The sequence below is a fragment of the Glaciecola sp. 1036 genome (genome assembly GCF_050306235.1).
Lineage (GTDB): Bacteria > Pseudomonadota > Gammaproteobacteria > Enterobacterales > Alteromonadaceae > Glaciecola.
Map to the genome: position 1 here is coordinate 123542 of NZ_JBLWFH010000010.1, position 15087 is coordinate 138628.

General features: G+C 40.1%; 11 protein-coding genes. 7 read left to right on the forward strand and 4 right to left on the reverse strand.

Going from position 1 to position 15087, the window contains the following annotated elements; translation table 11 throughout:
• Nucleotides 1-186: 186 nt before the first annotated feature.
• Complete coding sequence (locus tag ACNKW3_RS14855; protein ID WP_427400121.1) at nucleotides 187-2061, reverse strand: protein-disulfide reductase DsbD; 1875 nt, start codon at nucleotides 2059-2061, stop codon at nucleotides 187-189.
• Nucleotides 2062-2328: 267 nt separating this feature from the next.
• Between ACNKW3_RS14855 and ACNKW3_RS14860 the strand changes: the two genes are divergently transcribed.
• The 4 genes from ACNKW3_RS14860 (at nucleotide 2329) to ACNKW3_RS14875 (ending at nucleotide 8303) form a co-directional block, all read left to right on the forward strand.
• Nucleotides 2329-2859, forward strand: a complete 531-nt coding sequence (locus ACNKW3_RS14860; RefSeq protein ID WP_427400095.1) for an FxsA family protein — start codon at nucleotides 2329-2331, stop codon at nucleotides 2857-2859.
• Between the two features lie 155 nt (nucleotides 2860-3014).
• The gene (locus tag ACNKW3_RS14865; protein ID WP_427400096.1) at nucleotides 3015-3305 is read left to right on the forward strand and encodes a co-chaperone GroES; all 291 of its coding nucleotides are present in this window, start codon (nucleotides 3015-3017) and stop codon (nucleotides 3303-3305) included.
• A gap of 59 nt (nucleotides 3306-3364) precedes the next feature.
• Complete coding sequence (groL, locus tag ACNKW3_RS14870) at nucleotides 3365-5011, forward strand: chaperonin GroEL (protein ID WP_427400097.1); 1647 nt, start codon at nucleotides 3365-3367, stop codon at nucleotides 5009-5011.
• A gap of 196 nt (nucleotides 5012-5207) precedes the next feature.
• A complete protein-coding gene (locus ACNKW3_RS14875) occupies nucleotides 5208-8303 on the forward strand; it encodes a toll/interleukin-1 receptor domain-containing protein (protein ID WP_427400098.1) in 3096 nt (1031 codons plus the stop codon).
• A 211-nt stretch (nucleotides 8304-8514) separates the two neighbouring features.
• Here ACNKW3_RS14875 and ACNKW3_RS14880 read toward each other — a convergent pair whose 3' ends face one another.
• Nucleotides 8515-10131: a methyl-accepting chemotaxis protein gene (locus tag ACNKW3_RS14880; protein WP_427400099.1), complete on the reverse strand. Its 1617-nt coding sequence runs from the start codon at nucleotides 10129-10131 to the stop codon at nucleotides 8515-8517.
• A gap of 169 nt (nucleotides 10132-10300) precedes the next feature.
• On the opposite strand from ACNKW3_RS14880, the gene ACNKW3_RS14885 reads away from it, so the two are divergent.
• Together ACNKW3_RS14885 and ACNKW3_RS14890 are read left to right on the forward strand one after the other, a co-directional pair.
• A complete protein-coding gene (locus tag ACNKW3_RS14885) occupies nucleotides 10301-10843 on the forward strand; it encodes a DinB family protein (protein ID WP_427400100.1) in 543 nt (180 codons plus the stop codon).
• Nucleotides 10844-10858: 15 nt separating this feature from the next.
• Nucleotides 10859-11368, forward strand: a complete 510-nt coding sequence (locus ACNKW3_RS14890; protein ID WP_427400101.1) for an N-acetyltransferase family protein — start codon at nucleotides 10859-10861, stop codon at nucleotides 11366-11368.
• Between the two features lie 35 nt (nucleotides 11369-11403).
• Here the strand turns inward: ACNKW3_RS14890 and ACNKW3_RS14895 are convergent, their stop codons facing one another.
• Nucleotides 11404-13827, reverse strand: a complete 2424-nt coding sequence (locus ACNKW3_RS14895; protein WP_427400102.1) for a BNR-4 repeat-containing protein — start codon at nucleotides 13825-13827, stop codon at nucleotides 11404-11406.
• 206 nt (nucleotides 13828-14033) lie between these two features.
• Between ACNKW3_RS14895 and ACNKW3_RS14900 the strand changes: the two genes are divergently transcribed.
• A complete protein-coding gene (locus tag ACNKW3_RS14900) occupies nucleotides 14034-14489 on the forward strand; it encodes a MipA/OmpV family protein (protein ID WP_427400122.1) in 456 nt (151 codons plus the stop codon).
• Between the two features lie 11 nt (nucleotides 14490-14500).
• Here ACNKW3_RS14900 and ACNKW3_RS14905 read toward each other — a convergent pair whose 3' ends face one another.
• The gene (locus ACNKW3_RS14905) at nucleotides 14501-15028 is read right to left on the reverse strand and encodes a gluconokinase (protein ID WP_427400103.1); all 528 of its coding nucleotides are present in this window, start codon (nucleotides 15026-15028) and stop codon (nucleotides 14501-14503) included.
• Between the last annotated feature and the right edge of the window lie 59 nt (nucleotides 15029-15087).

A 15087-nucleotide genomic window follows, 5' to 3' on the forward strand; every position in this document is an offset into this window, starting at 1 on the left:
ATATACTGAATTTAGCAATTGACAACGACAAAGGTTTGACACAAGCGACAGCAGATTGACGACTTGCTGCTAAGTCATTGAAACTTGCCTAATCAGAACATTTTTACTCAGTTAGGTATAAAGAGTTATCGTTTATATTTTTAAAAAGTTTAACCTTTTGAGATAATTTATTGGTAATTTTTCTGCTTATTTATCCAATGCTTGGTTAACATGAGAAGCAAAATCATCAGCTTGCATAAAGCCGGTCACTCTAGCTCTCTGTAATTCGTTACCTTGGGCATCAAAAAACAAAATGGTGGGAAGACCTAAAATATCAAAATGATCTTGAAATTCGAGGTTTATCGGCGTGTTATGGGTTAAATCAATTTGCATCCATTGAGTGTTATCAAGTGCTTGAATAACCTCAGGATCTACAAAGGTATACTTTTCAAATTCTTTACAGGCAACACACCAATCTGCATAGAGATCAACCATCACTGATTTACCTTCGGCATTTGCCGCAGCCAACTTTTGTTGAAAATCCGCTAGATCTTTTACTACCATAAACTCTGGATGCTCTAAATGATTAGCAGCAACTGAATTATTGCCGGCCAACCCTAGTTCAAATGGCAGTAGAGCATTTTTCTGTAGACTTTGAAGTCCATACAGGCTCGAAGCGACCAATGCAAAAGCTAACACTGTAGTACGAACGCCCTTGGCAAAAGAAGCTTGAGTAGTTTGATTCACTGTAAACAAGTAACCAAATAAGCTAATGAACAAGGCGCCCCAAAGCAAGCTGGTAAGCGGAGTTACGTAAATACGTTCGATGAACAATACCGCTACAGTGAGCATCATGAAACCAAAGGTCACTTTTACCACATTCATCCAATTCCCAGCTTTTGGTAAAAGTTTACCACCAGTCATTGCAAATAATATGAGCGGTATACCCATCCCCAATGAAAGGGCGTATAAGGCGGAGAAACCAAAGACTAAAGAGTCAGATTGCGCTACAACCAACAATACTGCGGTCAAGGGCGCGGTGGTGCAAGGAGAGGCGACTAGGCCCGAAATAATACCCATCACAAACACGCCAACAAGGTTACCGCGTTTTTGTTCGTTGCTAAGTCCGTTGAGCTTTTCTTGCCATTTGCTTGGTAGTTGGATTTCATACAGACCAAACATGGCCAATGCTAATAATACAAATAAAACGATAAATATGGTCAGCAAGACTGGATGCTGTAGCATGGCTTGAAATTGCACACCAGCAGAAGCAACAACCAAGCCCAACACGCTGTAGGTAATTGCCATACCTTGCACATAAATAAAGGCAAGTAAAAATGCGTGTTGTAAGCTAACTTCGCGCTGACCTTTACCAATGACGATACTCGAAATAATCGGATACATGGGATAAACGCAAGGGGTAAAGGCTAAGCCAATACCCAACAATAACAAGACGCCTAGACTAATGATCATGCTTTGATCGGACAAAAGCTGTTCTGCCAAGGTAAATTGTTGTGACACCACTTGAGAATCTGCGCCGCTATTATCTTCAAGGGTGCTTTGTGATGACAGTGGATTTTGGCCGCTGCCTGTCACCGCATCTAAATAAATCACTTTGGTCGTGGGCGGATAACATAAGCCCGCTTCGGCACAGCCTTGGAAGCGCAAACTGACCGAACCGTCTTGTTGCGCCTGTAAAATAGGATAACTGATTACAATGTCTTCAAAATAGACATCAGACTCCCCAAAAAATTCGTCTTCTATCTGTACCGCTTCAGGGTAAACTGGTTCACCCAAGGAGACGCCTTTGCCATTGGTTTTAAACTGTTTTTTATACAGATAATAACCGTCGGTTATTTGCCATTTGATGATGAGCTCATTTTGACGTTGTTCGTAGTCAAACCCAAAAGCTTCATCCACTTTTAAAAATTCAGGAACATCGTCGAACAAAGATTCAGGGGTGCTCTGAGCATGGCTGATGGAAAATGGAATTACTATGCTAAAAAGCACAAAAAATAATAACTTGGACTTTGCCAATCCCGTTTTAGCAAGTTCTAGTAAACCACAAATTTTCCACTGCATAGCGCTCATTCAATTTCCTAAATATTAATCTTCGGCAGTATACTGACCTAAACACCCCGTATTTTCTTTCAAGTTTAAAGCTTTTTCCACGGAGGCTTCGTATGTTCAATAACTAGAGAGTATTTATCATCAAACTTAACACAAACTTAAGTCTTTATGTGCAAACATCTGGTTTGATTATACTAATCTTGTTTTAAATAAGATTGAATAATCTGGTTCAATCCCAATGTATAAAATTCGAGCCTATGTTCAGTGTGAGGAATTCCTTTGCTATTTTTATTTATTTTATTTGTGGTTTTACCCATCACCGAAATCATGGTGATTATAAATGTGTCTGACAGCATTGGCGGCTGGAATACTTTTGCACTCGTGGTATTTACTGCTTTCTTGGGCGCTTTTTTTGTCAAGCGCGAGGGTATAGCGACTTTACAGAAAGTCCAACTGAAAGCATCCCAAGGTGATCTTCCAGGTAAAGAATTAATAGAAGGTATAATGCTGTTAGTGGCGGGCGTTCTTCTGGTAACTCCCGGATTTATTACGGATATTTTGGGCTTAGCTTTTACCTTTCCGGTTTCGCGTAAACTAATTGCAGCCTCATTTTTAAAACACTTAATAGAAAAGCAGCAACAAGGGCAATCGAGCTTTTACTTCCAATTTAATCAAACCCGAACCGGTGGCTTTAACCAACCCGGTGGGGGGGCTTCTGGATTCGACTCTTCAGGTTCCCAGTCAGGTGAAACCATTGAAGGTGAATACCAAGATAAATCAGACAATGATGATAAAAATCGTCTGAATTAAAAAAATTGTAAAAAAATTTGTTTTTACCCCTTGAGATCAAAATAGGTTAACCCCACTTAGCAAGCATCTTAATGATTTCACGTTCGCGAACGCTTTGTGCGCCAGCGAATTACACTTAAACAATAATGTAAATTGGATTTTCAGGAGATTTGAAAATGGCAATTCGTCCTTTACACGATCGCGTCATCATTAAACGCGAAGAAGTAGAAAGCAAATCAGCTGGCGGTATCGTATTAACCGGTTCTGCAGCAGAAAAATCAACTCGCGGTAAAGTTATCGCTGTCGGCAATGGCCGTTTACTTGATAATGGTGAAGTTAGACCGCTTGACGTAAAAGTCGGCGACTCTGTGATTTTCAACGATGGCTATGGTGTAAAAACTGAAAAGCTAGACGGTGAAGATGTATTGATTCTTAGCGAATCAGACATTTTGGCAGTAGTAGAATAAGCCAAACTTCGTCCCAATTAACAGGTTTAAGCAAATTACCAAATTAGAGGAAAAAACACATGGCAGCTAAAGAAGTACGTTTTGGCGACGACGCTCGCACAAAAATGCTAAAAGGCGTTAACGTATTAGCGAACGCAGTTAAAGTAACCTTAGGTCCTAAAGGGCGTAACGTTGTACTAGATAAGTCATTTGGTGCTCCAACTATCACTAAAGACGGTGTGTCTGTAGCAAAAGAAATCGAATTAGAAGATAAATTCGAGAACATGGGCGCCCAAATGGTAAAAGAAGTGGCGTCTAAAGCAAATGACGAAGCGGGTGACGGTACCACTACTGCAACTGTACTTGCACAATCTATCGTAGTTGAAGGTTTAAAATCAGTTGCTGCTGGTATGAACCCAATGGATCTTAAGCGCGGTATCGACAAAGCAGTTGTTGCAGCGGTTGAAGAATTGAAAAAGTTATCAACTGAATGTTCAGACAGCAAGTCTATTGCTCAAGTAGGTACTATCTCTGCTAACTCTGATTCAGAAGTAGGCGACATCATCGCTGAAGCTATGGATAAAGTAGGTAAAGAAGGTGTAATCACTGTAGAAGAAGGTCAAGCACTTCAAAACGAATTAGAAGTCGTCGAAGGTATGCAATTTGACCGTGGATACCTATCTCCTTACTTCATCAATAATCAAGAAAATGGCACTGTAGAGTTAGATAGCCCATTCATTCTTTTGGTTGATAAGAAAATCTCTAACATCCGTGAATTGCTTCCTACACTAGAAGCAGTTGCGAAATCTTCTAAGCCTCTTCTAATTATTGCTGAAGACGTAGAAGGTGAAGCATTAGCAACACTAGTTGTTAACAACATGCGTGGCATTGTGAAAGTAGCGGCTGTTAAAGCACCTGGTTTCGGTGACCGTCGTAAAGCTATGCTTCAAGACATCGCTATCCTTACTGGTGGTACAGTAATCTCTGAAGAGATTGGTCTTGAACTTGAAAAAGTGCAACTTGAAGACCTAGGTACTGCAAAACGCGTTGTTCTTAACAAAGACAACACTACTATCGTTGATGGTGCTGGTGAGCAAGACGCCATCGAAGGTCGTTGTAACCAAATCCGCGCTCAAGTGGAAGAATCAACATCTGACTACGACAAAGAAAAGCTTCAAGAGCGTTTAGCTAAGCTTTCTGGCGGTGTTGCAGTAATTAAAGTGGGTGCGGCTACTGAAGTAGAAATGAAAGAGAAGAAAGCACGTGTCGAAGATGCACTTCACGCAACTCGCGCAGCGGTTGAAGAAGGTGTAGTTGCTGGTGGTGGTGTTGCACTTGTAAGAGCTGCATCAAAAATTGCTGGCCTACAAGGCGACAATGAAGATCAAACTCATGGTGTTAACCTTGCACTTCGTGCAATGGAAGCGCCTCTTCGTCAAATCGCAACCAACGCTGGTGCTGAAGCTTCTGTAGTAACTAACGCGGTTAAAGGCGGCGAAGGTAACTACGGCTACAACGCTGGTAACGATACTTACGGCGACATGCTAGAAATGGGTATCCTAGATCCAACTAAAGTAACCCGTTCTGCACTTCAGTTTGCAGCTTCAGTTGCTAGCTTGATGATCACCACCGAAGCTATGGTTGCTGACGTGCCTAAAGACGATGCTCCTGCAATGCCTGATATGGGCGGCATGGGTGGAATGGGCGGCATGGGCGGCATGATGTAATCTGCTCCCAAAGCGTCACATAGAAACATAATCTGTTTCAAGAAAGCCCCGTAAGGCATTGCTTTACGGGGCTTTTTCTATTTATTTTATGGCAAAAAAATTATTCATTGTGCTAGGATAGCCCCAGCTAAAATTTTAAAAAGATAATTTGAAGGGCTAATGAAACATAAAGTTGCATTGGTCTAGTAGGCTCTCCATGGACGAAAACAACCAACCGCAGTACAAGTATCACGCCTTTATTTCCTATCGACATGCTGATAACAAAGAACAAGGAAGACAATGGGCAACTTGGTTGCATCAAGCCATTGAAACCTATGAAGTCCCCAACGATTTAGTTGGTAAAAAGAACGGTCGTGGAGATGTTATTCCCGCCCGTATCTATCCTATTTTTAGAGATGAAGAAGAGCTTCCTGCTCATGCAGATTTGGCCACTTCCATTGTAAGTGCATTAGAGCAAACAAATTTATTGGTCGTTTTGTGCTCTCCAAGAGCAGTTGCATCGACTTACGTGGCAGACGAAATAGATTACTTTAAAAAGCTCGGTCATTCCGATCGTATTATTGCAGCCATGATTGATGGTGAACCAAACACCAGTTGGGATGACAGTAAGCATAGTTTAGGATTCACCAAAGCTGATGAGTGTTTACCACTTCCTCTGCAATTTGAATATGACCAAGATGGAAACCCTACTTACAAGCGTGCAGAGCCGATAGCTGCTGACTTTAGAATAAATAACGATGGAAAGCCTGAACAAGGATTTACCACACCTGCAGCTTATCGTGAGCATTTAAAGAAAACCACCTCAGATAACAATAGAGTTATACAAGAAAAGGTAAATCGCTATCAGCAGCAATTACACCTAATGTTGCTGAAAATCATTGCTGGTATTTTAGGTGTACCACTAGGGGAGCTAACTCAGCGAGATAAAGAATACCAATTAGAACAAGCACGATTAAAAGCTAAGAGATTTAAGAAATGGTTAAGTGTTTTTGTCATTTTAATTTCTTCAGCCTTGGTACTAGCTTTCTTTTTATATCAGCAATATGAAGAAACAAAGCTGCAAGCTGCTATTGCTGAGCAAAAAGAAATAGCGAGAAAAAATAATTTAAGTGAGTTTTTATTGTCTCAGGCAGAACAATCATCTAGTGAAAGTAAATTAGCGGAAGCTGCGTTTCATGCTTTGAACGCCCTTCAAGAAACTGGGGATAACCAAAGTAAAATTATACCAGAGGTAGCGAATCATTTGATGCGTTATTTCAACTCGCCTAGAGTTCTTAACAGTAAACAAGTATTTCCCAAAAAAGTGTGCGAAGAAGTAGAGCGTATTGAAGTGGTTAGTTTTGGCTCTGGCTCTAAATCAGATTCTTCAAAAGTCGAATGCGATATGATTTTTGAAAATAAGATTAATAGTTTTGAGTTAGCATCCGATGAAAAAAGCATTTTTTATTCAGGAAGAGACGCGGTTAACAAAACGATTGAACAAGTCGATTTAAAAGGAAATGAAATCGCAAAGTATGAGGCACCTGCAGGAGAGTATTTTAATCTTTTTGCCTTAACTTCAAATAATAAACAACTAGTCGCAGCGTCAAATAAGCATCTATTGGTTTATAATGTTGTATCCCAAGAGGAAACTCATAAATACCCACTAAAAAATAAGTTGTCCTGCCTGTATATTGCCGAGTCACAGCAACGAGCGATAGCTTGCACTGATCGAAGTATTTTTATCTTAGACATCGAAACTGGCGATATTATAAAAACAATTGAATTTGAAAATGGTATTGAAAAGATTGAATTTTCAGAAAGTAGTAATTTATTGGCTATAGTCGCTGATGTTCCTAAACGCACTTTTCGATATGAGCTTGTATTTTATGATAGTAAAACGCTAGATAAGGTACCTTCTAAGTCAATTTTATTGAACCAATCTCTAGATGTTAAATTTACACCTGATGGGTCTTATATAGTTGTTCCTACTGAACGCCAAATTAAAATCTATGATGTGATGAGGTTATGGAACCTTGACGATGGCTATTTAGAATTAGGTACCCTTAAAGACACTTATGAATTCGGAAGATACGATAAAATAGGCTCAGTATATTTAGGCCCATACAATGGAAGGAACATTTACGAACATAAAAATGGGGCTCCTTATCCTAATTTCTTTATGGTAGTGTCTTTTGAGAACAAAGTTGAGTTTTGGAATACATATCACCATAGAAAAGAAGCTTCGATAGAAGGATTACCAGACCTAAATGCTGCTGTGCTCAGTACCGATGGTCGAAAGCTATATACTGCCCATGAGGATAATACCATTAAAACATGGGAGTTATTTTCAGATAGGCAGGTTATGGAGTCTGAAAGTAGTATCGATAAGATAAAATTTCCTCCTTACAATAACTCGTTGATTTCAATCGGTTCAGATCTCCAACTGTGGAATTTAAGTTCCAATAAATCTTCACAAACAATTTCATTACCAATCAAATCTTTTGATGATGTTATTTCATTGGGCTTCGCCGAAAATAAACAGTCTATGGGCGCGATTACGGAAGATGGGAAGTATTTTTCTATTTCGTTGCAACCCAAATTGCAAATAATAAAAACATTAGCCACAGAGTTTTCCTTAGGCACTATTAATGATCGCAATGACTTAATTGCAGGCCTAAATTCAGTGAATGAAATAGAGGTTATTAACCTAAATACTAACGCCAGATTTTCGATTCCTAAACTTCCAAGCGCTGGGCAGATCGAAAAAATCGCTTTTAGTGGTAAACAGGATCAATTAATCATTTTATATGATTCGGATTTTGACAACTTAATAGAATTAATAAACATTAAAGAACCTAAGCAAAGAAAGTCCTTAAAAGAGAATTTAACTGCCGCTGAATATTTTGAAGTATCCGAAAATGGGAAGATCCTTTTACTGTGGAATGATGAGGGGCAAGCAAAACTGATTGACTTACAAAAAGATTATGAATTGTTTGTATGGGAATTTGAAAAAAATATTGAAAATGCAACAATATCAAAGGACTCATATCTAGTCGCGATTGCTTTTGAAAATGGTGAGGTGATTGTCTTCGACTCTTTAATGGGAGATCAAATCGCAAAAATAAATATTGAAGTTGGTTATGATGATATTGAAAATATTGAGTTTTCAAAAAATGATAATAAGTTAACGGTTAATGTTGAAGAAAAAATCATAGTCTTGGATTTGACTCCAATAATTGAATTGACCAATGAAGAATATATGAAAGAAAATATCGAAAAATTGAAATTTGATTATGGGTTTGATAAATAGATACCTAAATATCATAGTTCAATAATATGGGTATTTGCAGGTATGTATAGTTGCCTACATATGCGGTATTAATTGGGGCAAGGTATAGCCCTATGTCATTCAAGCATTAAAGAGCCCCTGAAACCGAAACGTCCAGAGGCAAGTTGTCCGAAAAGCTTAAAGCTACGAGGCTGCGACTTGTTGCGTCATGCGAGAAATGAGTATCCCAAATCTACAACTTATACCCACATCTCACTGCACCCCAATGTTCGCCGTTGACGAAAATGGGACAGGATAAGTCAGTTAAAATTTCGCCGGTATCTCTTCGATAGGTGAGCAACAAATAGTCTTTTCGGTGATTTGCTGAGGACTGGCCGACACGGTCTGAAAAAATCCGTTTAGTGCGATTTCCCGCTAGATCTTTTTTGGCGTCGCCGGTTAGCGCTTGGCAAAATTGATTGTTGTGGGTTGGCACATAGCCGTGGTTATCAGTTGCAATGATGTAAGCCACAAAGTCTTTACTTGCTAGCGCTGGCTCTTGAATACTGGGTAATAGGCTATCACAAAATTTATCAAACGCTGTGCTGTACTTAACTGGATTAGTGTTGGCGATGGGGTGATGGTTTCTTTCAAACAAAGCTTGTTTGCTGATTCGACCTTGCTGGATAGCTAATTCAAATGCCCTACCAATTTTTTCAGCGGTTTGTTTGGTTAAATTAAAGGCTTCTCTATGTTTAGGATGGGAAAAATCCGTTTGTATCTTAAATACTTCCATAGAGTCGCGCATAAATTGAGTTTGAGTGTTAAATCTAGTCGCTAAATTCGACAAAGAGTCTGCCAGTACAGCATTTTTCTGATTAATATCAGCGATGCCATTTAATGCTGTTGAAGTATCAGACATTGCGACGGATTGATTTTCCGAAACCCGATTAATTTCTTCTATTTGCCGACTGACCTCAGCCAAACTTAAAAATAAATTTTCTAAAGATGAATCTACTGATTCAATGGTTTTCTGCCCCTGTAAACTGCTAGCTTGGGCATTTTTCAACAAGGTTCTAATCTCACCAGCTTGACTGGCAGAGTGTTTAGCCAGCATTCCCACTTCTTGGGCCACTATACTAAATCCGCGACCAGCTTCGCCTGCTCTTGCCGCTTCAACGGCAGCATTTAGCGATAGTATATTGGTTTTAAACGCGATTTCGTCGATGGCTTCAACAATTTTCTCTGTATCTAATACTCGCGTAGAAATGTCTTCCATTTGAGATCTTGCTTGCCCCACAGATTGTTTGACTTTATTTACATCGCTATCAATTGCGCTAGCTGTTGAGGTTAGGCTTTCAGCAGCACTTAAATTATCTCGAATGCTCGCATGCAATTCTTCAGAGGTAGACAGTGTTTGCTCTAATTGAGAAGTCACCTGTACAGTACGATCACTTAATTTAGTTGAAGAATGATTTAGCTCATTTGAGCCTCGTTCTAATTCACAGGACGCCTCAAGGGCCTGTTTAATCGATTCATTTAGGGTAGATACCGCTTTTAGTAAAGCACCACCAAGCTTACCTGACATCTGCGGAAGGTTAACTAAGTTGCATTGAGATATTGATTCTAACGCCTTGTGAAAAGTAAATTGTGCTTTCAGATCTTGCAGGTGGATGATATGACCAGATTCACAGGGGTCTACCGTCATAAGAAAATCTGCATTGTTGATTTGACAGGTGTTGGAATATCCATATGGCCATGGATTCCCCTCTTTCAAACCTATTTTTAAAGCGCCCTTGCTTAGTTCTGATATGCAATCTTTTTCGTTGACAACAATAAGGATGGTTGACGTATATTGAAGTGTTTGCAACAGCTAGTCCTAAAAAATTTTAAATGTTCGACTGTGATAAAATCGGCCGAAAATACAAAATACTGAAGTAATTTTATTTTTAAATTATTTGATGCTGATTCTAATTGATTAAGTGAGCAGGGCTTTTATTTGAATGTGTGACTTAAAAGCGATTAAGAAGGAGTGAATTGTGAGTACAAAGGACCATTTCCAACTCATGGCGCAGTATAACCAATGGATGAATGATAAATTATATAAGGTTCTAGACTGTCTAGATGAAGGAACTTTAATCGAAGACAAAGGCGCGTTTTTTGGTTCAATCTTAGGCACTCTCAACCACATCTTAGTCGCAGACATTATTTGGCTGCAACGCTTTTCAACCCATTTGTCGAGTCGTGCATTATTGGCGAATGTAGCTGCATTAGAAGCACCAAGGAGCCTTGATCAGATTTATATATCTGACATCTTATCTCTCGCAGAAAGAAGGACTTGGTTAGATCAACAGATATTGCATTGGATATCGGGTATACAAGAGAATGACTTGGATTCGGTGATACATTATGCAAACACCAAAGGAGTGGAATCGAATAAACAACTTTCATTCTTGATTATGCATTTTTTTAATCATCAAACTCATCATCGGGGGCAATTAACAACTTTGCTTGCTCAGCAAAACATTGACATAGGTGTGACGGACTTATTAGCCATCATTCCACAGCAAGACATTTCATAAATCTAAGGAATTAACGTGCAGATACTAGAAGTAGACACTATTGATGGGATAGAAAAAGCATTGCATCAGCTACTTGTTGATTGCGTAAACAGTGGTGCTTCAGTCGGTTTCATAACACCAATTGATGACCTTGAAATTCAAGCATATTGGCAAGCAGTCAATAAACAATTACTTCAAAAACAAAGAAAGCTATTCATAGCTGTGAATAGAGATGAAGTGTTAGGCGCAGTGCAATTATCTTTATGTAGTAAAGCCAACGGTTCTCATAGAGGCGAAGTTGAAAAACTCATGGTAACTACCAAAGCGCGCGGTCAGGGAATAAGTAAAAAGCTCATGCACCTAATGGAAAAGTCTGCGCAATCTCTCGGACTGACTTTATTAGTTTTAGACACAAGGCTGGGCGATATTGCCTCAACCTTGTATCGAAAATTGGACTATATAGAAGCTGGACAAATCCCTCAATTTGCTCGAAGTTCAAATGGAGATTTAGACGCTACTGTCTATTTTTACAAACTTTTGAAATGACCGCCCAAATTGCTTGAACGGTCCTATAACTATTGTTATTTGGCTAACTTATACACCTCACTGGCTGCCATTAAAAAGGCGCCAGTGGCAAAAGGTTCGCTGTTTTTAGGAGCAAAACCATAAGGCGCCGCGCCAATAGGTTGCACATTTTCTAATTTTCCTTGCTCCGTAACGCTATCGGTTAGTGCATTCCATCCAGTCATGACAGCTTGCTTGTAGCTATCATCCAGCAAACCATTATTTATGCCCCAAGCAAGTGAATATACAGCAAAGCTACTGCCGCTGGTTTCTTTTGCGGTATGAGTATCAGGGTCTAATAATCCAGGTCGCCATAATCCGTTGTCTTGTTGGGCTTTGCGAAATGCATTGGCCATTTCTTTAAACTGCTTCACATAATTCGCATAATCGGGATGGTCTTTAGGGAAGTATTCGATTACCTGAGCAAGTCCAGCTATAGACCAGCCAGTGCCTCTGGCCCAGTGAATAGTTTGGCCATTGCGCTCTCGCAAATCTAAATAGGATTCATCACGAAAATACAAACCAATCTCGGGGCTGTACAGTCGTTCAGCTGTTGCCCACCATTCCTCGTTCATAAAGTTCAGATACTTTTCATCTTCGGTGGCCTGATACATCAACAAGAATGACATGGGGCCCATGAACAAGGCATCACTCCAGCCCCAGCGCTCGCGCCCACCGGGTGTTCCCCAATCAAGACTAGCGGTAGGCCGGTTTTGAATAATTTCGTCCAGACGGTGTTTAGAAGGCAGTAGCATTTTTTCTTGCTCATATTGCAAGTACAAGCGCAGATAGGCTTGCGATACCGCATAATCGTCGGCATCAAAGAAACCCAAACGTGCACCGTGTTTCCATTCAATGGCATCTGATTGCTGAATAACTTTTTGGATTAAATCGGCTTCCGGGACTATATTTGCGACCATTATATTGCCAATATAAAAAGGTGCCATGGTCCAACTCGTAGGGTCATAATCCCAGCCTGCAGGTACATTTTGCCATTGCCAAAGGGCGGCTTTTTCAGCAATCTTGGCGATCTTTGCTTTTTCTAATGGTGAGTTCTTATTAATGCTCAATTCACCACTAGGTGTAGGGGTTAGGTTTTGATGGCGCTCCCAATTTGGACTCCAAATTAAAAGATCGAGTTCGCTTGGTGGCGTATCTGCAGCTGAGTGATCGTTGCCGTCAATTTGGGTCACATCCTGTATTAGCATCTGTGCTTGGCCCATTCTACGCCATTGCTCAGGGTCAAAACTCGGTTCCCATGCACCTAGATTGCCATCAACCAAGCGGCGTAATTCCCATTTAGGTTGATTAAGATCTTTGACGGTTGCAGCTATCACCGCATCTTCAAAATCATCGCGATAAATCAGATGAAACCAACTGTTATGCCAGTCAGATTCCACTAACAATAAGGGTCTAGAATATGGCGGTCTTTTGGTGCCCATACCCTTTAAATCAAAGTTCTCTTTTGGCGGTGGCGCACTGACGGTTTCCCAAGTCTCTTTGGTATAATGCACAACTCGAAATCTTGGCTTTTGATCAGGGGAATCAGCCCAGTAATTAGCAATAAAAGGATTGCTCAAACGATCCGCAGCTACCATCGGGGGATTCATAAGTTTGTGATTTTGCGGAATGCGAGTCACATATTCCACGTTATCAGCAGTGATGGGGAGATAAACTTTTTCGCCATCTATGGTTTGCCAGCTTTGACCTTGGTCTTTTGACTGAACATAAAATAAGTCGTGATTAGTGGCAACGTCTGGCGTTTCACGCCACACCCAGGCTAAATGCATGACGTCATTTTTATCAATATCCATGCTCCAGTAGGCACTGCGAATACCTTCGCCGTCTAGTACATTGTCATTAAGGCTACGCCACTTTTGTTCCGATACTGAATAGTAATTCATTTTCATAACGCCGCGGCCAGAACCACCATCTCTATATTGAAAAATTAAATCTCCGTTGCTTAGTCGGTAAAAATGTGGGTAGGTGAGGCTACTTTCGCCTGCACCAAGCATAGGCGCTTTTTTGATTTGTAAGCTGCCTGCTTTTTCGCCCTTAGCATAATTTAATGGGGAGTTATGATGGTTCCAACTGACATGTAAAATGCCACTACCATCCACAATTAAACTGATGCTGTTGTGCGCATCTGCAGTATTTCCTTTGAACTCTGTAACCTGCTTTTGCCAATGCTTTTCACCTAATCGACGTTTTGCTAGCACTAGTCTACTTTGCGCATCATAAAACCCTGTATATTGATATGTGCTATGAGTGAAAATGTTTTGTCTTCCACCGGAAACTACATTCACTGAGCTTCCTGAATAAGCGTTTGGCGCAATTTTAATTGTTTGCTCTGTGATAGCAGTTGATATGTCTTGCCCCATTCCTATTGAGGGTACTGCTAGGCAAACTAAAACAACCAACAGGCTTTTTACTTTCTTCATTTTTTATAAATCACATAGATTAAATTCACACAATGTTAACGTTTACATTGGCATATTAACATTGTTGAGATTAATTTTAGATTTATTATTTTATTTGAAATCCTTATCCCTTTATTTTGAGTAAGCGATTGATATAGTGGGATAACGGTTGTTATTCATGCCAATATGGTTGTAATCATATTTATCGCATCACCTTTTTTATTTTGATGTTTCACAGTTACCCAACCTTTACTAATAACGCGAATGAGTCAAATGAACCACCTGATCGTGATATCACGGGATTTGAAGCAGGCGATGAGCTTCAACCTTTATGGGAATTCGGTGTTGCCGGCGGGGTTGGCGATACGCCTAACTATCCAGCATCTTCAGAGAGAAATTTTATTGCTTTGGCCGCGCCATATTTTGTTTATCGTGGTGAAATACTTCGGATAGGTGACGGAGGTGTGCGCGCAGTCGTTGTTGATGACGAGCGCTGGGAACTCGATTTCTCGTTCGGCGGCGCCTTTAATGCAGATAGTGAGGATGACAGTGTGCGAGCTGGAATGCCTGAATTAGATTACTTATTCGAAGTTGGCCCGCTGTTTGAACGTAAAAACACCCTTCAGTTTGGTGCTGGATTTGTCTGGCGCATTTACACTAGTGATCAAAAGACGACTTATTAACGCTGAAAATCTTAGTTGCTGTTAGTGGATTCAAAATGCTTGCTGATAATTTGCTTTGCCAGTGCATTACTGTGACGTTTGCCGTCTAATAAAATCACATTTTCGTCATTATCGAAGGGTTCTAACTGGTCAAATTGATCTGCTAAAAGCCTTGGGTTAAAGAAGTGCTTGCGCGAGGCTAACCTGTGTTCTAAAACATCAAAGGGTAGGTCAATAAAGTAATGTTGAGAATACGCATAACTTGCCGCAATTTTTGCTCGGTGATGTTGTTTTAAACCTGAGTAGGCTAGCACACAACTGATATTCGCTGCAGCCTTTTCTGATAGAAAAGTGCAAAGGCGCTCGATCCAAGCGATTCTTATTTCTTCCGTTAAACCAATGCCTTTCGCCATTAGGTTTTTGGCATCAGTAGAATGAAAATCATCTGCATCTACATATTCGATTTGTGCTTTATCTGCGACCTTTTTGGCTAATGTTGATTTGCCTGAACCGCTAACTCCCATAATGTTAATTAACATCGGCTCCATTTTTGTTAACATTCAGCAGTCCTATATACCTTTGTTTACGTTGTCAAATTATCCCAGCGTTTAGTATAATG